Genomic DNA, 21614 nt, shown 5'->3' with positions numbered 1-21614 from the left:
GCCTCAGTCTTAAGACAAATACTCATCTAAGTCGTTACACCTCGCTCATTCAAGATTGCGTATTCTAATACGCGCACCATTATTCGCTCAGCGTGCCTATTATATCAGCATTTCTCTTAAGTCTGCTCATTTTCCAGAAAATCATCTGACATAAGTTGTCGAAGGTAAACAATTTTCATCTTGCTTTTTCTATAATCTAAGAGCACACGCTCTTTATAACGTGTGCTCCTCTGATTAATCTTTATCTTTTTTTGCATCTTCCGCCTGCTTAGCTTCGTCTGCTTTTTTGTCTTCTTCTGCCTGCTTAGCTTCTGCTGCTTTTTTGTCTTCTTCTGCCTGCTTAGCTTCTGCTGCTTTTTTATCGTCTTCTGCTTTCTTAGCTTCTGCTGCCTTTTTGTCGTCTTCTGCCTTCTTAGCTTCCGCTGCTTGTTTGTCGTCGTCCGCCTTCTTAGCTTCGTCTGCTTTTTTAGCTTCAACAGCAGCTTCTGCCGCATTTGCTTGTTCGCGTGCTTTTTGCTCTGCTAAAGCAGCCGCTTCTTCACGTGCTTTTTGTTCAGCTAGAGCAGCTTCTTGTTCACGGAGTTTTTCCTCAGCTTCAACTCTAATTTGCTCTTTCTTTTCGTCCATTGCCAATATCGTTTCTATTTTAGCTAATTGCGCCTCATATTTCTTATGTAAATCTTTATTTTTTATCTCTTTAAGTAATTCTTTTGCTTCCTCATAGTTACTGCGACGCTCCGAAAGTCCGACCAAATCTTTTTGCTTAGCAAGTACATCTAGAATCGTCTCATTTGCCGAGGATTGTTTTTGTGCCTCTTCAGTTAATGCTTTTGTTCTTATCATCCATTCATTATCCAAACGCAATTCTGCCAATGCTTTTTCAACCGTTGCAATTGATTCAGGCTTCACGTCATCATCTAAGATAGCATCCGTTACTCTGGCAGTGCTGTCGCCATTAATGACTTCAGTTGTAAAGATGCCATTCAAGCTGCTCTGAATGGTGAACATCGATTCGACCGTACGTAATTTGGTTGCTAATTTCTCTTGAGTACTTTCATTTTTCACTTTCGCTACTTTTAATTGTGCTTCTTTGATTTCATCTTCCTTAAGATCTTTTTTTAAGAAAGCTGGTTCTTCTTCTGAATAAAGTGACGCAATGGCTTGTGTGGCACTTTTCTCTAATCCTTGTTCACTCTTACTAAACGCCGTGTGCTTTTGCTTTTCTTCTTTGGCTGAAGCGTACTCTTGATATTTTAGAGCACCTACATATATTAAGAATAGTGCAGCCAAAATGCTAACTACTATGATCAGTTGCTTTTTATTTTTACGTTTTTTTTGTTGTTGCTTATCTTCACGATATTCTGACCGACTCGGCATTAGCTTTCCCCCTCTTACAATATATACTTTAAGTATAACAAAAACACTTTTAAATTTCTTAATCAACCTTTTGATACTGTTATTTTTTGTGCTTTTAATTTAAAAACACCTCCCATTAAATTCAACAACGTTGATTTAATAGGAAGTGAGATTTGGTTTGTCATCCTCTAGTCAGTTATTCGACTGTTTTATTACGTTTTTTCTTTAATAATTTTGATAGTGCCTCATACATCAATGGAACAATAACTAATGTTAGAAGTGTTGAACTAATGAGCCCACCAATTACAGTTACTCCCAAACCTTTAGAAATTAAACCACTGCCTTCTGCTCCAATCGCAAGTGGAATTAAAGCGCCAATTGTTGCAATGGCTGTCATTAGGATTGGACGTAAACGCGTTGCCCCTGCTTCAAGAATCGCTTCTCGCATCGGCATTCCTTCATGTTCTTTATGGATAATCCGATCGACGAGTACAATCGCATTCGTGACGACAATACCGATTAACATCAATAATCCAATCATTGTTGACACATCAATTGGTTCTCTAGCAATCAGTAGTGCAACGATAGAACCAATAACAGTCAATGGTAATGAGAAGAGAATTGCAAACGGTGCAAGACCTTCACCGAATGTGATAACAAGGATAAGATAAACAATCGCAATTGCTGCAACCATCGCTAATCCAAGTTGGCTAAAGGCATCTGCCATATCCTCAGTCGCACCACCTGAACTAATATCAATTGATTTAGGTGTCTCTAATTTATCAATTTTCTTTTGTACAGCTGAAGAAGCTTTTGAAATATCTTTATCTGTTATTTTACCTTTAACAGTTGCGAAGACTTTACCTTCACTACGGCTAACAGAGTTAGCTGTTGTGCCATTTTCAACTTTTACAAGCTCTGATAATGCAACTTCTTGACCTGTCGGTGTTTTAATTTTTTCTTTTAAGACATCTTTAAAGTTATCAGGCGCTTTCACACTACTTTGAACTTCAACATCGATGTCTTTATCACCTTTTTTAACTGTTGTTAATACAGTTGCTTGCTTATTAGGGTTGATCGCTTGCCCAATTTGAGCTGTTGATAATCCTAATGCTGAAACTTTATCACCATCAATTTTAAGTGTATGTTCTTCATATGTTTCTGTTAATGAAGAAGTTACATTTTTCATATCTTTTCGTTCATTCATGATTTTTTCAATGTCTTTCACTGTGCCACTAATTTCTTTCTCACTATTACCATAAACGGAATAACTTAACTCACTATTTGAAGTCATAGTGAAATCTTGTGACTTCCATTCACCCGCTTGTTTAAAGCCTTCAATTTGATTAAGTACTTTATCTTTTATTGAATCAAAGTTTTTCACATCATCATCAAATGTTACATACATTAACGAACCATTACCTGATCCGCCCATCATTGGGTTTGCGCCCCCTGTTGAAAGCTGTGTCATTTTAACATCTTTACGATCCATGAAAAGTTTCTCAACTTTTTTAACATCTTTCGCAACATCTGCATCAGTTTGACCTGCTTTTGGTGTGTAAGTAACGTACATTAATTTTTGTTCATCATCAGGCATAAAACTAAAGCCAACGAGTGGTGTTAATGCTAAACTTCCGATTAAAGCCGCTAGTGTAATTAACGATGTAATCCACTTATGGTTAAGTACCCATTTTAGAATACGCGTATAACCAATAGCCATTTTACCGTGTTCTTCGACTTGTTTTTTAACTGGTTTTTGACCATTCAGCTCTTTTTTGAACAATGTATGTGATAGCACTGGAACAATCGTTACCGCAATAATTAATGATCCTACTAAAGCAAAAGCAATGGTTAACGCAAATGGTAAGAATAACTCACCAACCATACCACTCACCAAACCTAGTGGAACGAATACTGCCACAGTTACTAAAGTAGATGACATAATTGGTCGGAACATTTCTAATGTTGCTTCACGAATTAGAGCTTTACCTTTTAATTTTTCATCAGGTAAATGCATTCGACGGTATATATTTTCAACAACAACAATCGAGTCATCAATTACACGACCAATCGCAACCGTCATCGCACCCAGCGTCATCATGTTAAGGGTAATGTCCATTTGTTTAAGAACAATCACACCCATTAATAACGACATCGGGATAGAAACAATTGAAATTATTGTTGAACGGAAGTTACGTAAGAAAATCAAAATAATGATAACTGCGAACAAAGCACCAAATAGGGCTTTATCAACCATTGTTTTAACTGATGCTTCAATTGGTTCACCTTGATCTAAGGTAACATCAATCTTAACATCATAACGATCTTCATATGACTTCACTTTATCCTTAACTGCGTTAACGACATCTACGGTATTAGCGTCTTGTCCCTTAACGACTTGAATTGCAATCGCATCTTGGCCATTTGTACGTGAAATTGATTCAACTTCACCTACTTTTTTGATAGAAGCGATATCTTTTAATTTAACGCTGAGAGGTTCACCTGCCGCAATTGCTGCTGCCGCTTTTTCAGGATCAGGGTTTACAGTTGGAATCTCCACGTTTTCTAACTCTTTAATGGTTGTTGCTTTTCCATCCACCACAACAGATTCTTGTGATTTTTCGAAGTTAAAAATACCTAATGGCATTTTCAAATCGCTTGCTTTTATAACTTGTGCAACCGCGTCTTCAGTCAAACCAAGTTTAGCCATTTTAGCTTGATTATAAGTCAACTTAACTTTATCAACTTGTTGACCAGTAGCTGTTGCAGAACCTACACCATCAATACCTTGAATATCACCAATAATATTATTTTCTACAGTATCAGTTAATTCTGCAATGGATTGATCTTTATTCGATACGCTTAATGCAATAACTGGGAACGCATTGATCGATACTCGGTCAACGACTGGTTTAGTAGTCGTTTCTGGTAATTCTAATTTTTCAATGACTTCCTTAACGCTCTCTTGAGCTTCTTTCATATCCGCTCCATAATTGTATTCAATCTGTAAAGAGGACATGTTTTGATAAGATGTTGACGTTACTGTCTTAACACCTTTTAATGACTCAACTGCATTTTCTACAGGTATCGAAACATCATTTGCAACTTGTTCTGGTGTTGCACCAGGATACGTTGTCGATACTGAGATGATTGGAATCGAAATATCAGGCATTGTTTCCATTTTCATTTTCATACCCGAATATATTCCTGCTCCAGCAATAATAATTGTCATAATCCAAATTGCTAGTTTGTTACGCAAAACAAAATTAACAGTGCTTTTCATAATTCTCTCCTTCTCGTTCTGTTTTCTATCGCCCCAATTTGGCATAGTATCTTTATAATATAGCATTGACATATTGCAATTGCACATAATATGTATGGAACAATTATGCCTTTTAGTCGCATTTTCAAAATTGTTTTCATTCCTTTTTAAAAATCTCCTCCATTAACTGTTGATTTAATTAAAAAAAGACGTATTCCTTTAAAAAGCCTCCTTTTTTCACATTAATAGTTTTTTATAAAAACAGCTTTTATTTTTGTCACAACAAAATCGTTGCCTTTTAGATGAAGTATCTCTACAATAGATATCAATTGCATTTATCACATTAAAAATGATAATTTATTATCATATAGGGTATTTAATTTAAATAGAGACTATACAGACATAGGCGGTGATTTAATTGGACTCAAACACAGTACTATCTTTAGATAACATCACAAAACGTATTAAACGTAAGGACCTTGTAAAAGATGTTAATTTTTCATTGCAAAAAGGCGAAATATTAGGTCTATTAGGTCCAAATGGTTCTGGTAAAACAACAATTATGCGTCAAATTGTAGGCTTAACTTTTCCCACCAGCGGATCGATTGTTGTTTTAGGTGAAACAGTACGACATACAAATCGTGATTATTTGAAACATATTGGAGCAATTATTGAAAATCCTGAATTTTATAATTATATGACTGGGTATCAAAACTTGCAGCAATTCCTTCGTTTATCAGATTACGAGGTGACAACTGATGAACTGGATGCGATTATTGAAAAAGTTCATTTAACAGACAGTATCCATAATAAAGTAAAAACTTATTCATTGGGTATGCGTCAACGTCTTGGTGTTGCCCAAGCTATTTTGCACAATCCATCAGTATTAATTTTAGATGAACCAACTAACGGTTTAGATCCACAGGGGGTTCGTGAGTTTCGAGAATTATTGAAAGAACTTGCTCAGACTTCAAACGTAGGGATCCTTATCTCAAGTCACCTATTGAATGAAATAGAACAAATTTGTACTCGTCTGTTAGTGTTAGAAAATGGCGTCATTATTAAAGATGAATCACTTGACTCAATGCTAGCAACTACTCAAACTGTTCGTTTAACAACAAATGACAACCACTCAGCCAAATTATCATTAGAAACACTTGATTACGTGTCTGAGATTGTTGGTTCAGAACTGGTCGTTACTTTGAAATCAACTTCTTTAGCAGAAATTATTCGCACGCTTGTTAACGATAATATTGACATCATTACGCTAGAGCATCATCGTGAATCACTTGAAGATAACTTTATTAAATTAACCAACCATAAAGGAGGCCATTGATAATGTATGCTTTAATTCAAAATGAAATTGCAAAATTATGGTATCGAAAATCAACCTTGGTTTTCATTCTCCTTACATTTATTTTCGGTTTTGGTTTTGCTTACCTTAGTAAACGATTTGAAATAGTCCCTGGCGGCGCAGATTATTTTTCTACACTTGGCGGACAAACATCGTTCATCAACTTATTCATTGTTATTGTAGCAAGTACAATTGTTGCAACTGAATTCAGTCAAGGAACGATTAAATTTTTATTAATACGTCCATACAGTCGCACTCAAATTATGCTTTCAAAAATCATCACTACCTTTGTAATGGCTATCGTATTATCTCTCTTATTGTTTGCTTCGTCATACTTAGGAACACTTGTCTTTTTCGACAATGTGGATCTGTTAGCTAATATGAGCAGTACCGTTTCTGTATCAGCAATGGGCTTAGCACTTCGAACAATTAGTGCAAACCTTCTTCTAATGATCTTCTATATTATGATTTCAGTCTTTATCTCAGCTTCGTTTCGTTCGCAAGCCTTGGCAGTCGGACTCGGAACAGCTATTTTATTCTCGTCTAGTATACTGAATGCTATTTCGACCATAGTTATGCAAAAGTATCACTGGTTACGTTGGAACCCTTTCAACACATTGAACATAAAAGAAGCCGTGTTACCAAAAAGCGCTCAGTTTTTAGATTATCAATTATCTGCTACTGAAATGATCATCGCGCTCTGCTGTTACATCGTTCTGTTTTATATCATTTCGCAATTAGTATTCAATCGAAGAGATGTTGCACTCAGTTAATTAAAAACTATGTTATACTGTAATAGAAGTGTTAAAAAAATACGAAAAAAACCGGAGGAGCCTGTCATTGACGGGCTTTTTTTGTCTTGAGGAGGAAATCTATTGACGTTATTATGGCAATTAGCTTTAATTATTTTTGCAACAAAAAGTGCGGGCTACCTTTCACAACGTTTGGGTCAACCACGCGTTTTAGGTGAGATTCTAGTCGGTATTTTAATCGGACCTGCGATACTCGGTTGGATTGAATTTACACATACATTAGAAATTTTCAGTGAATTAGGTGTTATTTTCCTAATGTTCTTTGCTGGTTTAGAAACAAACATGAAAGACCTACGTGACAATAAAAAACCTGCCATTGCAGTTGCTTTAATGGGCATTTTTGTACCCTTTATCGGTGGTTACTTGGTTGGGCATTTTATGGGACTTGGAATGATTGCCTCACTCTTTATCGGTATTGTTTTTTCAGCGACATCGGTTAGTATCTCTGTACAGACGTTCCGTGAATTGAATGTTTTACAAAGTCGTGAGAGCATTACCGTTTTAGGTGCTGCTGTCGTTGATGATATCGTCGTTATGATGGGATTAGCCATCATGCTGAGTTTAACTGTCGCGGATGATGTGAGCCTTTCAATGGTTTTACTTAAACAAGTCATCTTCTTCGTCGTTATTATCGCCTTGAGTTGGAAAGTCGTACCATTCATTACAAAACGCTTTATAAAATCAACACAAGCCTTATTAGTCTTCGGTATTCTACTATGTTTGAGTTATGCTTACTTTGCTGATGCAATGGGCATAAGCAATATTATCGGTGCTTTCATTGCAGGCCTCTCTCTTTCAAGCATGCCTAAAAAAGATGCCTTCGAAGAAGAATTCGCGCCTGCTATCTTCACACTTTTTGTACCGGTGTTCTTTGCAGGAATTGGGCTTTCCGTCAATTTCACTGGACTAGCTGAACATTGGCTACTTGTTATTGTCTTATCTATTGTAGCTATTGCAACTAAATTAATTGGATCAGCAATCGGTGCCCGTTTAACAGGGTTTGATACGCGGGGCTCTTTGATTATCGGTGCTGCCATGATTTCAAGGGGAGAAGTTGCTTTGATAACAGCATCAATCGGGCTTTCCGCTGGAATAATTTCACAAGCATATTTCACACCTATTATTATTGCGGTGATTGTAACAACACTTGTTACCCCACCCTTATTAAAACGCCTGATTAAAAAATAATCGGTTCGTATGCCATAAAAAACCACCTTCACTTAGTGAAGGTGGTTTTTGGATGCTTTAAACTGAAATATTACCCTCGCTATCAGCTGATTTGAAAATCGCTAAAATACCTTGGATAATACCGATGACCCCTGGAATTCCCGTCCAACAAAAAATAAGAAAGAGAACACCAACGCCAGTTTTTCCAGCATAAAATTTATGCACACCAAAATGTCCTAAAAATAAGGCAAACACAATATACAACACTTTATTGACGTTTTTCATTATCAATCACTCCCTCTTTTTATATCTTAAGAGTATCATGATAATATTATCATTTCAATTCTTAGCGCTTCAATTTAACACGTTGTAATCGTAAAGCATTCAGTACAACAGATACTGAGCTTAAAGCCATCGCAGCTCCAGCTACCCAAGGTGCTAGAAGACCAACGGCCGCAATTGGAATCCCAACGACATTGTACGCTAGTGCGAAAAAGAGATTCTGTTTAATGTTTCTCATAGTGTGACGGCTCATCGCAATCGCATCAACAATTTTCATTAAATCACCTTTTATGATTGTTACATCAGCAGCTTCAATCGCAATATCGGCACCTGTCCCCATTGCAATACCAATATCAGCTGTCGCTAAGGCAGGCGCATCATTGACACCATCTCCAACCATGGCCACATGTTGACCTTTTGCTTTTAATTGGTCAATTACTTGTGCTTTTTCTGCTGGTAGAACACCTGCAAAAACTTCATCAATACCTACTTGTGAAGCGATATAATCCGCTGTACGTTGGTTATCACCTGTTAACATAACAACTTTCAAACCCATGCGGTGTAAGGCTGTAACCGCTTCTTTTGAAGTTGGTTTAATTGTATCGGCTACTGCAATGATACCAGCAATTTTCTGATTAACAGCCACTAACATCGCTGTCTTACCTTGTGTTTCAAATGTTATCAATCTTTCTTCATAGAGCGTTACATCTATTCCAGACTGTTCCATTAATTGACGTGTTCCAATACTAACGTTCTCCCCATTCACTATTCCTGAGATTCCAGATCCTGGTATTGCAGTGAAAGTCTCTGGTTCTGACAGGGAAACACCTTCTGATACTGCCCCCTTCACAATTGCATCGGCAAGTGGATGTTCTGATTTTTGTTCCAATGCTATTGCCAACATTAGCAACTGTTCTCGAGTCACACCTTCAGTTGTAATCACATCTGTTAAGACTGGCTTCCCATTTGTTACAGTCCCTGTTTTATCAACAACGATGACCTCAAGTTTTTGTATGGCTTCTAAATATTCTCCGCCTTTAAACAAAATACCAAATTCGGCTGCTCGTCCAGATCCTGCCATAATGGATGTCGGGGTTGCTAATCCTAGCGCACAAGGACAAGCGATTACCAACACGGCAATGAATTTTTCTAGTGCTCCTGCAAAATCACCTGGTGCGACACCAAAGTACCAAATTAAAAATGTGGCTAATGCAATCCCCACAACAATCGGTACAAAAACACCTGAGATAACATCCGCCATGCGTTGAATAGGCGCTTTAGAACCTTGTGCCTCTTCCACCACTTTAATAATTTGTGCTAACGTCGTTTCTTTTCCAATTTTGGTTGCTTCTATCTCGAGCGCACCATTTTTATTGAGTGTTGCACCAATAACAGCGTCACCAACTTGCTTACTAACCGGCATACTCTCTCCAGTCAACATCGATTCATCAACTGCTGAATCTCCTGTTCGAACAATACCGTCTACGGGTATTTTTTCACCCGGTTTAACCACTACGATATCTTTGAGACGTATATCTGCCATTGGAACATCGATTAATTTTCCCTCTCGTTTTACAAGGGCACTTTTAGCTTGTAGTCCCATTAACTTTTTAATCGCATCAGAAGAATGTCCTTTTGCTTTTGCTTCAAATAATTTCCCAAGCAATATTAAGGTGATTAAAACAGCACTTGTTTCAAAATATAGCGGTAGATGTGCGGTCCCTATCATATCTAAATGCTTAAATATAGTGTATACACTGTAGAAGTAGGCCGCTGAAGTACCCAAGGCAACCAACACATCCATGTTGGCTGATTTATTACGCAAAGCCTTGTAAGCCCCTACATAAAATTGACTCCCTATGACGAACTGGACTGGCGTTGCTAATATCAATTGAAACCATGGATTCATAAAAAAATCAGGCATCCAGATAAAGGAAGTCCAACTAAAATGTGTAACCATCGTCCAAAGTAGTGGCAAAGATAAAATAGCTGATGTTAAAAAGACAACCTTTTGTTTTTTGATTGCTTCTGCACGGTAATCCCGTGCTTTTGTAGTGTTTTCCTCAGGTTCAACAAGTTCGTAGCCAATGCCCTTAATGCGTTCAATCATATCTGTTGGTGTTACTGTTGTCGGAAAGTAATTAACAGTGGCTTGTTCCATCGCTAAGTTAACTGTCGCTTCAATAACCCCTGGCATTTTATTCAATGTTTTTTCAATCTGTTGCGCACAGTTGGCACAAGTCATACCCACTACTATAAAACCAACTGATTCTTGCACAACTTCGTAGCCTGTTTTTTGAATATTACGTACCACTTCAGCTGCACTCACTTCATTTGGATCAAAGTTAATAGTGGCTTGTTCTAATGCCAAGTTAACTGTCGCTTTTTCTATACCTTGCTGTTCCTTCAATCCTTTTTCAATACGATTAGAACAAGTCGCACAAGTCATCCCCTGAATTTGAACTGTTATTGCTTGCAGCATTTCAATCCCTCCTAATTTATATCATACCCACGTTCACTAATAGCCGTTTCAATTTGCGCTAAACCAATTTTAAGTGGATCAAACACGACAGTGACACTTCCGCTTGGTAATACAACTTCAACAGTAGACACACCCTCTAAACCTTTAACGCTTGATTCGATTGTATTGACACAGTGTTGGCAAGACATACCCGCCACATTTATAATTTCAGTTTTCATTAATAATTCCTCCTTTATGTTTCTAACACTAGATTAACATACCCTATAGGGGTATGCAAGTTATCGAATTAAAAAAGCCCTAACTTCTTTTAAAAGTTAAGGCTTAATCGCTTTGTATCAGCTATAAAGTTCTTTCGAAATTTCTAAATTTAATTCATCAAACAATTCATTGTGCGATGATACCATTCCGCGTTCCTCAGATAAGGGTTCAATATATTGTTTACATCGATTAATAGCATTTGCTGCATCTTGAAAAGTACCTGCAATTAAATTTAACTTACCCTCATAAGATATAATATCACCTACAGCAAAAATACCTGGTACTGATGTTTCACAAAAACCATTACCTTCAATTAATTGATCTTCATTCATCTTAACTTTAGCTTGTTCAATTAAAGCATTGTCAATTTCATAACCATGATTAACAATTACCTCATCAACATCAATAATTTGCTCTCCGTCAGCAGTCTTTAATGAAACACCACAAATGCGACTGTTGCTCTGATCTGAAATGAATGAATCGACAGTTGTATTATAGAGACATTCAACTTTGTTCGTTGCTAATTTAGCAATGTCCGCTTCGTGTGCGGTCAGTTCTTTTTTTCGACACGCAATGTACACTTTTTCGGCATAAGGTTCAATCTCATTTGCCCAGTCAACCGCAGAATGTCCACCACCTGATACTAACACCGTTTTGCCTCTAAAACTTCCAAGTGACTTCACGGTATAATTTAAATTGGTTACTTCAAAACGTTCGGCGCCCTTCACAGCAATCTTTTGTGGTGTGATAATTCCGCTCCCAACTGCAAAAATAACGCTTTTAGAATAATGAATCTCACCAGTTGATGTCGTTATTTCGAATCCTTCTGCTGTTTTCAATACTTGTGTGACTTGTTCTTTCAAAACAACAGTTGGTGCAAAAGTTAACGCTTGGTTCACAATTTGGTCAATAAATTTCCCAGCCGGAATTGGTGGCTGACCACCCACATCCCAAACGATTTTTTCTGGATAAATATGTAATTTCCCACCAAGAGAAGCCTGGTATTCAATGACTTTCGTCTTCATTTTGCGTAACCCAGCATAGAAGGTCGCATACAATCCTGACGGTCCACCACCAATAATAAGTACATCATAAACATCTTTATTTCCCATATTGTAAAACTCCTTCGCATCATTATTTCGATAACAGATTGACAAGCCTTTATAATTACGTTTATTATACACTTAAATGATAATCATTATCAATCATTGTGAAGGAGATAGGAGATCGATATCATGACACGTTTAAATATATCTCAGCTTGACGTTTTTTATGGCAAAAAGAAAACAGTTGAAGCTGTGGATTTAGAAATACCAGATCAGCAAATCACCGCGATTATTGGTCCCAACGGTTGTGGGAAATCAACACTCCTGAAGGCGATTGCTCGAATCATTCCTTATGAACAAGGAAGCATCTTATTAGACGGGAAAGAAATTCATACTCAGGCGTCTTTGGATATCGCTAAAAAACTGGCTATTTTACCGCAGTCCCCCGAAACACCAATTGGGCTAAGTGTGCATGACCTCGTATCTTATGGGCGTTATCCACATCAAAAAAAGGTAAAAGCAACCACTGCTGATAAAGAGGTGATTGACTGGGCACTTAAAGTGACACAAATCGTCGAATTAAAACATGCCTTAATCGACCAACTTTCTGGCGGACAACGTCAACGCGTATGGATTGCAATGGCCTTAGCTCAAAACACTGATTTTATCGTTCTAGATGAACCAACGACCTATTTAGATATTTCACATCAGTTAGAAGTGTTGGAATTATTGAAAAAGCTCAACATTCAACAACATCGGACGATAATAATGGTACTACATGATTTAAACCAGGCTGCTCGTTATGCTGACTATATTGTCGCAATGAAAGCTGGTAAAATGCTTTACGCTGGTACACCAGCTGAAGTTGTTACACCTGAAAGGCTCAAACATATCTTCAATATCGCTACCGAAATTGATTGGGATACCCATCATGATTGTCCGCGATGTATTTCATACAATCTGATTCAAGAAAAGGGAGAAAACTAATGAAAAACAAACTTATCATTCTAATTATTACTGCTTTAGCGATCGTATTAGCAGGTTGTGGCACTTCTACTTCAAAAAATTCTGAGGAAAACAAAGACAGTAAACCTAAAACAATTACTTATCAATCTGAAACTGGACCCGTTAAAGTACCCGCTAATCCTAAAAGAATTGTTGTTTTATCAGGTTTTGCTGGCAATGTACTAGCTTTTAATAAAAATGTTGTTGGTGTTGATGCCTGGAGCAAAAAAAATCCTCGCTTTAAAGAACTATTAAAAGATACAAAAGAAGTCAGTGAAGATAATCTCGAAGGTATCATTGCGCTTAAACCTGATCTTATCATCGCGCTTAACACAGTAAAAGATAAAGAAAAATTAGAAAAAATTGCACCTACTGTTCTCTATACATATGGAAAAGTCCCTTATCTTGAACAAACACTTGAAATTGGTAAAGCAATTAATCAAGAAAAAGAAGTAGCTGCTTGGATTAAAGATTTTAAAGCACGTACAAAAGTTTCTGGTGATAAAATTAAAGCACATATTGGTAAAGATGCTACAATTTCTATTCTTGAAAAATATAACAAACAAATTTACGTTTACGGTGATAATTGGGGCCGTGGTTCAGAAATAATCTATCAAGAAATGGGCTTGAATATGCCTGAAAGTGTTAAAAAGACAGCATTAAAAGATGGTTATTACGCTGTATCTCCTGAAGAAATTGGCAAATTCATGGGCGATTATGTTATTTTAAGCACAAGTAAAGGTGCAGATAACTCTTTCGAAAAAACAGCTACATTTAAAGAAATTCCAGCAGTGAAAAATAACCATATTATTGAAGTCCAATTAGAAAGTTTTTACTTTAACGATCCTCTAACATTGGATTTCCAATTAAAAACAATTACAGATGGCTTGTTGAAAATGAAATAACATAAACGGAGGTTTTATCAGTGACCGCACATACACATCGCACGCTACGCTTTCTCATTGTTGGTGTGGTTGTTCTACTACTATTTATCGGCGCTTTAGCCTTCGGCGCTACCAACAAAACCTTGTCCTATTTGTGGCAAGGTTTTGTTGATGGTGCTCACCAAAAGGTCATTGTCGCACTTTATGAGTTACGTTTATCACGCAATGTTGCTGCCCTACTCGTAGGTGCTGCATTAGGTGTTTCTGGTTGTATCATGCAAGCCGTCACTCGAAACCCACTCGCTGATCCTGGTTTACTTGGCTTAACAGCCGGGGCTAATGCAGGGCTTTCACTTGCGATTGCTTTTGTCCCATCTTTGCCCTTTTTAGGTGTCATGGGCGCTTCTTTCGTTGGCGCTACAATTGGAGCGCTTTTAGTGCTGAGCATCAGTTCCTCGCAAAGCATCTTTAAAGTTATTCTAGCCGGAGCTGCAATTTCAGCATTGCTAATGGCGATAGCTGATGGGATTATGCTGTTATTTAAAACATCTCAAAGCATCACCATGTGGACTGCAGGCGGACTGATAGGTGTTACATGGAAAGAAGTGCAATTAATTACACCGATTATTTTAGTAACGCTCGTTATTAGTCTCTTTTTATCAAAAAAAGTGGGTTTGATTAGTATGAGTAATGATGTTGGGATTGGATTAGGTCTAAACATTAAACGCACGAAGTTAATTCTCTTCTTATTAACCACCCTATTAACTGGAGCCGCTGTTTCCTTAATAGGCAATATGGCTTTTGTTGGTTTGATTGTTCCGCACATGGCCCGTTTTTTAATTGGAACAAACTATCGGTATCAATTGCCTATGGCCGCCTTAGTCGGTGCAGGAATTTTATTGCTAGCAGATACACTAAGCCGTTCGATCAATCCACCGTTTGAAATTCCTATTGTTGCTATTTTATCAATCCTAGGATTACCATTCTTCCTCTATATCGTTCAACGAGGAGGTGTTGTCAATGATTAACCCTACTACCGCTCAAAGACGGTTACTCTTTGGTTGCTTCGGACTCATTTTACTAGGTAGTTTTCTTGTGGCGCTAACAAGCGAAAGTTCAGCCTTAAGTTTTTCACGTGTGCTCGCCACTTTAATTGGTAAAGGTTCAATGATGGAAAATTTCATTCTATGGGAATTACGTTTACCGCGTATTTTAATTACACTGTTTGCAGGGATGGCATTAGCTCTTTCAGGTGCATTATTACAAACTGTGATTAAAAATGATCTTGCTGACCCTGGAATTATTGGGATTAATGCTGGAGCTGGGGCTGGGATTGCCGTCTTTTTCCTATCCGCACCTTTAGCAGTTGCAAGCCATTCATTCTTATTACCCTTAGCAGGTTGCGTCGGAGCCTGTGTCACGGCAGCGCTTATCTTGTTTTTCTCGAAAAACAAAACATCTGCAATGATTCTTAACGGGATAGGTTTTTCATTTGCCATGTCTGGTATTATGGTTGTACTCATGTCTGCGACACAACGCGAAAAAGTTGATTTTCTTGCGAGCTGGTTAGCTGGTTCTATTTGGGGCACCAGTTGGCTATACACTGGTATCTTATTTGTATTATGTCTCGTGATTATTCCCTTCGTATTGAGCAAATCTCACCAATTAGATTTACTACGACTCAGCCGAGAAACAATTATTGGTCTCGGTATCCCATTGAAAAAATGGCGTTTAGTATTCATTGGTTGCGCTGTTGTTTTAGCAGGCGTATCTGTTTCAATAACAGGAGGCATCTCCTTTATTGGGTTATTAGGACCACATATTGCTAAAGCACTTGTTGGCGTAAAACACCGTCATTTCTTACCAATGGCATTGTTATTAGGTGGTACACTTTTATTGATTGCTGATAGTATCGCACAGCGTTTAGGTATCCCTGCTGGTATTATTGTTGCCTTGATCGGGGCGCCTTACTTTATTTATCTCTTAATAAAAAAATAACACTCACTACAAAAGAGACTAACTGCTTATCAATTGGCAGTCAGTCTCTTTTGTCACTCATATTGTTATATTGAATGGAGTAAATGTTCAAGTTCACTCAAATTCTTAATTTCGTAAGTTGGTGTGACTTCTAAATTAGGTATCTTATCTTCACGGTTAATCCATGCTGATGCCATACCCATACGTGAAGCTCCTAAAATATCGGTTTTTAAATTATCCCCCACCATTAATGTTTCAGCTATGTTTGCACCTGTTTCTAGCAATAGGTATTCGAACAAACGCTTATCTGGCTTCCCATAACCAAAATCACCTGAGATAATAATTCGATCAAAATAGCCTTTTAATTCCGGTGTAATAGCTAATTTCTCATTTTGTAAACTCGGTGCACCGTTGGTCAACATCACAAGTTGGTAGTTTTTTTGTAATTTTTCTAAAACGCTTAATGTTTCAGGATAAAGAAAAGGCGATTCTCTCCTCACCTCTACAAAGCGTTCTGAGAGCTTTAAGGCATATTCCTTATCATCGACTGCAAACGAGAGCAAACCTTCGTACCAAGCAGACTGACGATAGTCTGGTGCGATTGCACGCAGCTGTTGGAACTCTGGCGTTGGATCGTCAAATCCTCCCCATAACCCTTCAAATGGATTGATACCAATTTGTTGCGTGTAATCAAATACCGGATAACTTTCATATAAAGCGCGAGCAGCTGCTCGTACTTTTTGTTCGAACAACGTCGCATCTATCCTTTTTTCGATGGCCGCTTCGTGACACGTTCGCTCAAATGCTGACGCGATACTTTTTTCATCCCATAACAAAGTATCATCTAAATCGAAAACAATCGTTTTAATAGTCATATGATTTGCTCCTTTTGTTTTTTTTAGCATAGCATAATTTAAAAAAGAAACAAAGTTGCAACACTAACTTTATTGAGCCGAATAACCGCCATCTATTACTAATTCCGCTCCTGTAATATACGATGCTTCATCTGACGCTAAAAATAAGGCGGCATTTGCAACTTCGCTTGCAGTCCCTAAACGTTTCAGTGGTGTCGCATTAACCAATTGTTCCATCGCTTCTTTATATTGGCCCAAGTTAGCGGTCATTGGTGTTTCAATCGTACCTGGGAAAATCGTATTAACGCGAATATGTGAGCTAGCAAACTCAACGGCAGCAGCACGAGAAATCGCACGCACTGAACCTTTTGATGCTGAATATTGATTAAAACCTGAACCAATAATCGCCGTGTATGAAGAAATATTTACAATCGCCCCTTTATTTTCCAGTTTCATCTTCTCCGCAATGTTACGCATTCCTAAAAAAGGACCAAAAGCATTAATTTTATGCATCAATGTCCAATCCTGTTCAGTTATATCTGCAGAACTTTTTTGTGAAGAAATACCTGCATTGTTAATGAGTATATCGATACGGCCATACTCTGAAAGTGTTTTATTCGCGACCTCTTTCCAACTTTCATCAGAAGAAACGTCTAATTTCATCGCATGAACATTATGTATTTCTTCAATCGTCTTAAAATTGGTGGTGTTGATATCAGCTGCAATCACAATTGCACCTTCATCGCTAAAAAGTTGTGCCATCGCAGCGCCCATTCCTGATGCTCCACCTGTAATAATTGCTACTTTATTTTTTAATCGCTCCATTTTTAAAACCCCAGTCACATTATATTTCCAACGTTTAAATGTTGGATTCGATTGCACTTATAATGTAACGCTAAACTTCATTTTTGTCCCTCGCTTATTATTAAAGGATATATACTTGCTTTTACAGATAAAAATAGCTACTTCGGCTATATTTTTTATAATCCTGAGTACTCTCCAATCGGAAAATGCCCTTTTAATTGCTCTTTAAAAGTTTTTAGAGCAGGTATTTCAATCATTCCTTTTTTATAAATCATCACAATTTTAGCTTCTCCTTTTGGAATATCAATTGGAATATAGGAAAATTGATGTGTGTTTTTCTTAGCTGATTCAAAAAAAGAATAATCAACACCAAACGTTGCTGCACCTTCACTCAATGCATTCGTAATTGCATTTGTGTTATTTGAACTGAACATTAATTTTGGTGAACCATAACTTCCTAAAACTGCTTCTAAGTACCACATAATAAAATCATCACGGTAGAGCACTAATTGATAACTCATCAATTCTTCCGGCTTTATTTTTTCCACATTTGCATACCGTGTTCCTTTAGGTATAACAGCAACCATTTGTGATACTTGCAACTCTTCAATAACCATCTCTTTTAACTCTGGTAATAGGTCATCATACAGAATGATAATCCCTAAATCGAGTGTGTCATCTTGAATGCCGGCGATAATTTCTTTTGAACTATTTTCATCGATTTGCAAAGAAACCTCTGGGTATTTTTGTTTGAATCGTGAAGCAATTTGTATCAATAGATGCATTGATGTTGGTATTGTACTAAGATGAATCATTCCTGAAATCGTATCAGCGGATAATGCGAGTTCTGTTTTCATCTTTCCGACTGTTTTCGTGATTTCTTTCGCATATTGAATGATGATATGTCCTTCACGGGTTGGAACACAGCCATTTTTAGAACGGTGGAAAATCAAAACACCTAATTCTTTTTCCAAGGCATTAATTGATTGACTAATGGCGGATAACGTAATATTAGCTTCGCGACTAGCATGCGTTAATGAACCTGTATGTGAGACAGCCAGAACATATTCAAACTGTTGTAAGTTCATATTTTCCTCCTTCAGTTTTACTTAAGGTAACTTCATTATAAGTGCATTTTACTAGAACCTATTCACTGTTACAATGATTATGTTATCAAATATAGCAGTAGGAGGTTTTATGATGAAATTATTAAATAAAGTCGCAATCGTCACAGGTGGTGCAAGTGGTATCGGTGAAGCAACTGTTAGACTTTTTGCGGCAGAAGGCGCTACCGTTATCATTGCTGACTTTTCTGATCGTGGCACAGACATCTCTGCTGAACTTAAAGCGGAAGGTCATCGTGTAAGTTTCATAAAAACCGATGTGAGTGATGCTGAGCAAGTTGAAAAAATGGTTGCTGAATGTGTTAACCATTTTGGTGCCATTGATATTCTCTATGCAAATGCTGGCATCGCAGCGGATGCACCGATTACAGAGCTTGGAGTAGACACTTGGAAACATACAATTGACATCAATTTAACAGGGGTCTTTTTATTCAATAAATTTGTCATTACCCAAATGCTGAACCAACCTCTTGGCGGTGTTATCGTTAATTGTGGATCAATCCACAGCTTTGCTGGTAAAAAAGGGGTCACTGCCTATGCTTCGGCTAAAGGTGGTGTGAAATTATTAACACAAAGCCTAGCCTTAGACTATGCTGATAAAAATATCCGTGTCAATGCGGTCTGTCCTGGTTATATCGATACGCCCCTTATTAAAGGCCGTGACGCTGCTATTACAGAGGCACTTGTTGCTTTGCATCCCATGGGACGTTTAGGTACACCAGAAGAAGTTGCGAAAGCTGTTTTATTCTTAGCAAGTGACGACTCTTCTTTTGTGACTGGTACGACACTATTAGTTGATGGTGGTTACACTGCTCAATAACACTCAAAAAAAAGCAGGTAAAAACAATTGTTTTTACCTGCTTTTATATTTTTAGCACTCTAAATAACCCACTTGTAAACTATTATTTTCGTTTATTACGGCGTATTATGAAATATATTACTACAGCAATAACTATTAAGAAGGCAACACCTAGAAAAATATAAAGCATGGTAGGTGTTTCTTTTTCTAACGTAACATCTTTTTCATTCATCGTTGTGGCTTTATCAGCCGAAATACTAAATTCTTTTTTGAATTGCCATTCTTTTCCTGCTGACTCTGCTTTCATGTTGAGTATATAGGTTCCTGCCTCTAATTTTTCACCTTCCAAAGGCACTGCTATATTAAAATTAGAATTCGGTGCCACTTGCAAATTTTCTTTTTTCAAGATAGCTAAGTTATCCTTACTCCCTTTTTTGTTAACAGTCGCATCAATTTTAAGTTTACTGATAATCATCGGCTCACTATTTTGAATATTAGCTACGATAACATTGCGAGCATTTTGTGTTTCCGGGTTCACTTCATTCATATGTAACATTGGTTTTACTTTATTATTATTTTGACGCATTTGAAGAGCTACTACATATGAGTATTCATTTTTAATTGCTACATCCTTCTCTTTATCATCTTCTTTATTTTTACTCGTATCTTCTTTAAGATAGATACCACCTAAAATAATACCATCAAATTTATCCTTTGGCATCGTAACTTCGATTGTTAAATCTTTTTCTGATTGTGGAGGTACTGTAACTTCTTTTGGAACTTTAGCAATATCTTCCATTGCTATTTTTAATGTATCATCTTTTTTTATCTTATTAGGTGTATAGTCAATCACACCATTTTTATTTGTTTTAGCAGATTGAATGTGTGGATTAATGACAATCTCTTTATCAGTTGTATTACGAAGTTTAACTATCAACTTCTGCTTTTCTCCAGGTGTCACTTTTAAATCAAAATATGATTTTTCTTTATCAATTTGATTGTCGGGGATTACTGCATTAACCGAGAAATTCAATTCTGATGCTTTAGAAAAAGTTGTTGGCATGAGACTTAGAAAAAATATAAATGTTATTAAAAAGATAGTCCCTTGTCTTTTTTTCACTTTTAATTTCCCCTCTCTTAACTATATATCGTTACACCCTGCTGTTATTTTTTTATTCTATCTTGTAATTGACCTAGCTTTTCAGTTAATTCATTATATGTTTTTTCATTCTTCAATTTTCTAATTCCTAAACGATATTTTTCAAACGTTTCAGACGGTATTTCTTTGTTTTTGTTCTCACCTGTTAACCAAACGTCCATATTACGTCTAAGTGTATAGCTATCTGATAACTGTTGACTAGCATCAGCCAAACTCATCAATCGCTTTTCTTTCCATTCTGAGTCTGGAAAAACATCCATCGCATTGATGGCTGCTTGAATGCGTTCCTGTGAAGCTACATCCGTTACAACACCTTTTTTAATTAACCGACGCGTCATCCGATCTGCTTTTTGACGATCTTCAATATCTGGCAAGCGTGCTTCTAACTCCCCACGCAATACATCTTCTGATACTTTGTCAACATCTTTACGTAGCTCTTTAACAGACACTGTATTATCAACATAACCACGTTTATCAACAACTGTCCTGACTTTTTTTGCAGTTTCTTCGTTAAAATCACCATGTGATTCCTGTGTGTAATAATAAGCAGCATAGGTTGCTCCACCTACGAGTATTAAACCTAATATTAATTTGATGATGAATGCTCTCATCCTTATCATCCAACCCTTCTGTCTTTAGTGAGGTATTACTTATATTCTAACATATCCCAACGGAACTCACCCCTAATTTCACCAACTTTATACACACAAAATATATGACTTTATGTCTAAATCAGTAGTAAGCTAATAAACGGTAACATTCCTCGAAAGGGTTACCCAACTATTTTTCAAATTAATCCTTTCGTCAAATAAGCGTTGGTCCATTAGCAACTTCCTTTTACGATTATTTCTCCCGCTTATCATTAGTGTATTAGGCAGTTAAAAAATAATCCTTTTGGTATAAGCTAAGGTATATCGCCTTGCTTTATGATTATTTTTCGTTGCTGTTTCCTCTTTAGTTAATTAGTGATTATTTTAATTTTCATACCG

19 protein-coding genes are annotated in these 21614 nt (G+C 37.0%); 8 read left to right on the top strand and 11 right to left on the bottom strand.

Features of this window, described 5'->3' with window-relative positions:
* Window positions 1–234: 234 nt before the first annotated feature.
* Window positions 235–1377 carry a cell division site-positioning protein MapZ family protein gene (locus V6S17_RS02420; RefSeq protein ID WP_051535980.1) on the bottom strand — a complete coding sequence of 381 codons (1143 nt, stop codon included), beginning with the start codon at window positions 1375–1377 and terminating at the stop codon, window positions 235–237.
* 175 nt (window positions 1378–1552) lie between these two features.
* Window positions 1553–4639: an efflux RND transporter permease subunit gene (locus tag V6S17_RS02415; protein ID WP_029091667.1), complete on the bottom strand. Its 3087-nt coding sequence runs from the start codon at window positions 4637–4639 to the stop codon at window positions 1553–1555.
* A 397-nt stretch (window positions 4640–5036) separates the two neighbouring features.
* Between V6S17_RS02415 and V6S17_RS02410 the strand changes: the two genes are divergently transcribed.
* The 3 genes from V6S17_RS02410 to V6S17_RS02400 all read left to right on the top strand — a co-directional run bounded on the left by V6S17_RS02410 (window position 5037) and on the right by V6S17_RS02400 (window position 7972).
* Window positions 5037–5954 (top strand): ABC transporter ATP-binding protein, encoded by a 918-nt coding sequence (locus V6S17_RS02410; protein WP_029091666.1) that lies wholly within the window; start codon window positions 5037–5039, stop codon window positions 5952–5954.
* 2 nt (window positions 5955–5956) lie between these two features.
* Entirely contained in the window at window positions 5957–6745 is a 789-nt protein-coding gene (locus V6S17_RS02405) for an ABC transporter permease (RefSeq protein WP_029091665.1), read from the top strand.
* A gap of 102 nt (window positions 6746–6847) precedes the next feature.
* The gene (locus V6S17_RS02400) at window positions 6848–7972 is read left to right on the top strand and encodes a cation:proton antiporter (protein WP_029091664.1); all 1125 of its coding nucleotides are present in this window, start codon (window positions 6848–6850) and stop codon (window positions 7970–7972) included.
* 57 nt (window positions 7973–8029) lie between these two features.
* Here V6S17_RS02400 and V6S17_RS02395 read toward each other — a convergent pair whose 3' ends face one another.
* From V6S17_RS02395 to V6S17_RS02380, 4 genes are all read right to left on the bottom strand, one after another.
* Window positions 8030–8236, bottom strand: a complete 207-nt coding sequence (locus V6S17_RS02395; RefSeq protein ID WP_036027357.1) for a TM2 domain-containing protein — start codon at window positions 8234–8236, stop codon at window positions 8030–8032.
* A 61-nt stretch (window positions 8237–8297) separates the two neighbouring features.
* Window positions 8298–10715 (bottom strand): heavy metal translocating P-type ATPase, encoded by a 2418-nt coding sequence (locus tag V6S17_RS02390; protein ID WP_029091662.1) that lies wholly within the window; start codon window positions 10713–10715, stop codon window positions 8298–8300.
* A gap of 11 nt (window positions 10716–10726) precedes the next feature.
* Window positions 10727–10933, bottom strand: coding sequence for a copper ion binding protein (locus V6S17_RS02385; protein ID WP_029091661.1), 207 nt, complete (start codon window positions 10931–10933; stop codon window positions 10727–10729).
* Window positions 10934–11050: 117 nt separating this feature from the next.
* Window positions 11051–12085, bottom strand: a complete 1035-nt coding sequence (locus tag V6S17_RS02380; RefSeq protein ID WP_029091660.1) for an NAD(P)/FAD-dependent oxidoreductase — start codon at window positions 12083–12085, stop codon at window positions 11051–11053.
* 123 nt (window positions 12086–12208) lie between these two features.
* Here V6S17_RS02380 and V6S17_RS02375 point away from each other — a divergent pair, with 123 nt between their 5' ends.
* From V6S17_RS02375 to V6S17_RS02360, 4 genes are read left to right on the top strand one after another with little or no spacing between them, the layout of a single operon-like run.
* Complete coding sequence (locus V6S17_RS02375) at window positions 12209–13006, top strand: ABC transporter ATP-binding protein (RefSeq protein ID WP_029091659.1); 798 nt, start codon at window positions 12209–12211, stop codon at window positions 13004–13006.
* Window positions 13006–13929: an iron-hydroxamate ABC transporter substrate-binding protein gene (locus V6S17_RS02370; protein ID WP_051535979.1), complete on the top strand. Its 924-nt coding sequence runs from the start codon at window positions 13006–13008 to the stop codon at window positions 13927–13929. Before V6S17_RS02375 ends, V6S17_RS02370 begins: the two co-directional genes overlap by 1 nt.
* 20 nt (window positions 13930–13949) lie before the next feature.
* The gene (locus tag V6S17_RS02365; RefSeq protein WP_029091657.1) at window positions 13950–14936 is read left to right on the top strand and encodes a FecCD family ABC transporter permease; all 987 of its coding nucleotides are present in this window, start codon (window positions 13950–13952) and stop codon (window positions 14934–14936) included.
* The gene (locus V6S17_RS02360; RefSeq protein WP_029091656.1) at window positions 14929–15906 is read left to right on the top strand and encodes a FecCD family ABC transporter permease; all 978 of its coding nucleotides are present in this window, start codon (window positions 14929–14931) and stop codon (window positions 15904–15906) included. Before V6S17_RS02365 ends, V6S17_RS02360 begins: the two co-directional genes overlap by 8 nt.
* A 65-nt stretch (window positions 15907–15971) precedes the next feature.
* Here the strand turns inward: V6S17_RS02360 and V6S17_RS02355 are convergent, their stop codons facing one another.
* From V6S17_RS02355 to V6S17_RS02345, 3 genes are all read right to left on the bottom strand, one after another.
* Entirely contained in the window at window positions 15972–16760 is a 789-nt protein-coding gene (locus V6S17_RS02355; protein ID WP_029091655.1) for an HAD family hydrolase, read from the bottom strand.
* Window positions 16761–16829: 69 nt separating this feature from the next.
* Window positions 16830–17564 (bottom strand): SDR family NAD(P)-dependent oxidoreductase, encoded by a 735-nt coding sequence (locus V6S17_RS02350; protein ID WP_029091654.1) that lies wholly within the window; start codon window positions 17562–17564, stop codon window positions 16830–16832.
* Window positions 17565–17719: 155 nt separating this feature from the next.
* A complete protein-coding gene (locus tag V6S17_RS02345; protein WP_051457480.1) occupies window positions 17720–18631 on the bottom strand; it encodes a LysR family transcriptional regulator in 912 nt (303 codons plus the stop codon).
* Window positions 18632–18743: 112 nt separating this feature from the next.
* Here V6S17_RS02345 and V6S17_RS02340 point away from each other — a divergent pair, with 112 nt between their 5' ends.
* A complete protein-coding gene (locus tag V6S17_RS02340) occupies window positions 18744–19487 on the top strand; it encodes an SDR family NAD(P)-dependent oxidoreductase (protein ID WP_029091653.1) in 744 nt (247 codons plus the stop codon).
* 82 nt (window positions 19488–19569) lie between these two features.
* On the opposite strand, the gene V6S17_RS02335 is transcribed toward V6S17_RS02340, so the two are convergent.
* Together V6S17_RS02335 and V6S17_RS02330 are read right to left on the bottom strand one after the other, a co-directional pair.
* Entirely contained in the window at window positions 19570–20586 is a 1017-nt protein-coding gene (locus V6S17_RS02335; RefSeq protein WP_029091652.1) for a DUF916 and DUF3324 domain-containing protein, read from the bottom strand.
* A gap of 44 nt (window positions 20587–20630) precedes the next feature.
* A complete protein-coding gene (locus V6S17_RS02330) occupies window positions 20631–21236 on the bottom strand; it encodes a hypothetical protein (RefSeq protein ID WP_029091651.1) in 606 nt (201 codons plus the stop codon).
* Between the last annotated feature and the right edge of the window lie 378 nt (window positions 21237–21614).

The organism is Brochothrix thermosphacta DSM 20171 = FSL F6-1036 (genome assembly GCF_036884295.1).
In the GTDB taxonomy this organism is placed as follows: domain Bacteria; phylum Bacillota; class Bacilli; order Lactobacillales; family Listeriaceae; genus Brochothrix; species Brochothrix thermosphacta.
This window is presented reverse-complemented; position numbering and strand designations above follow the sequence as displayed.

Excerpts from the sequence above, each read along its gene's own strand:
- V6S17_RS02390 (WP_029091662.1), bottom strand. The coding sequence starts at position 10,715 with ATGCTGCAAGCAATAACAGTTCAAATTCAGGGGATGACTTGTGCGACT.
- V6S17_RS02370 (WP_051535979.1), top strand. The coding sequence starts at position 13,006 with ATGAAAAACAAACTTATCATTCTAATTATTACTGCTTTAGCGATCGTA.
- V6S17_RS02375 (WP_029091659.1), top strand. The coding sequence starts at position 12,209 with ATGACACGTTTAAATATATCTCAGCTTGACGTTTTTTATGGCAAAAAG.
- V6S17_RS02360 (WP_029091656.1), top strand. The coding sequence starts at position 14,929 with ATGATTAACCCTACTACCGCTCAAAGACGGTTACTCTTTGGTTGCTTC.
- V6S17_RS02340 (WP_029091653.1), top strand. The coding sequence starts at position 18,744 with ATGAAATTATTAAATAAAGTCGCAATCGTCACAGGTGGTGCAAGTGGT.
- V6S17_RS02420 (WP_051535980.1), bottom strand. The coding sequence starts at position 1,377 with ATGCCGAGTCGGTCAGAATATCGTGAAGATAAGCAACAACAAAAAAAA.
- V6S17_RS02385 (WP_029091661.1), bottom strand. The coding sequence starts at position 10,933 with ATGAAAACTGAAATTATAAATGTGGCGGGTATGTCTTGCCAACACTGT.
- V6S17_RS02330 (WP_029091651.1), bottom strand. The coding sequence starts at position 21,236 with ATGAGAGCATTCATCATCAAATTAATATTAGGTTTAATACTCGTAGGT.
- V6S17_RS02395 (WP_036027357.1), bottom strand. The coding sequence starts at position 8,236 with ATGAAAAACGTCAATAAAGTGTTGTATATTGTGTTTGCCTTATTTTTA.
- V6S17_RS02345 (WP_051457480.1), bottom strand. The coding sequence starts at position 18,631 with ATGAACTTACAACAGTTTGAATATGTTCTGGCTGTCTCACATACAGGT.
- V6S17_RS02415 (WP_029091667.1), bottom strand. The coding sequence starts at position 4,639 with ATGAAAAGCACTGTTAATTTTGTTTTGCGTAACAAACTAGCAATTTGG.
- V6S17_RS02350 (WP_029091654.1), bottom strand. The coding sequence starts at position 17,564 with ATGGAGCGATTAAAAAATAAAGTAGCAATTATTACAGGTGGAGCATCA.
- V6S17_RS02380 (WP_029091660.1), bottom strand. The coding sequence starts at position 12,085 with ATGGGAAATAAAGATGTTTATGATGTACTTATTATTGGTGGTGGACCG.
- V6S17_RS02355 (WP_029091655.1), bottom strand. The coding sequence starts at position 16,760 with ATGACTATTAAAACGATTGTTTTCGATTTAGATGATACTTTGTTATGG.
- V6S17_RS02405 (WP_029091665.1), top strand. The coding sequence starts at position 5,957 with ATGTATGCTTTAATTCAAAATGAAATTGCAAAATTATGGTATCGAAAA.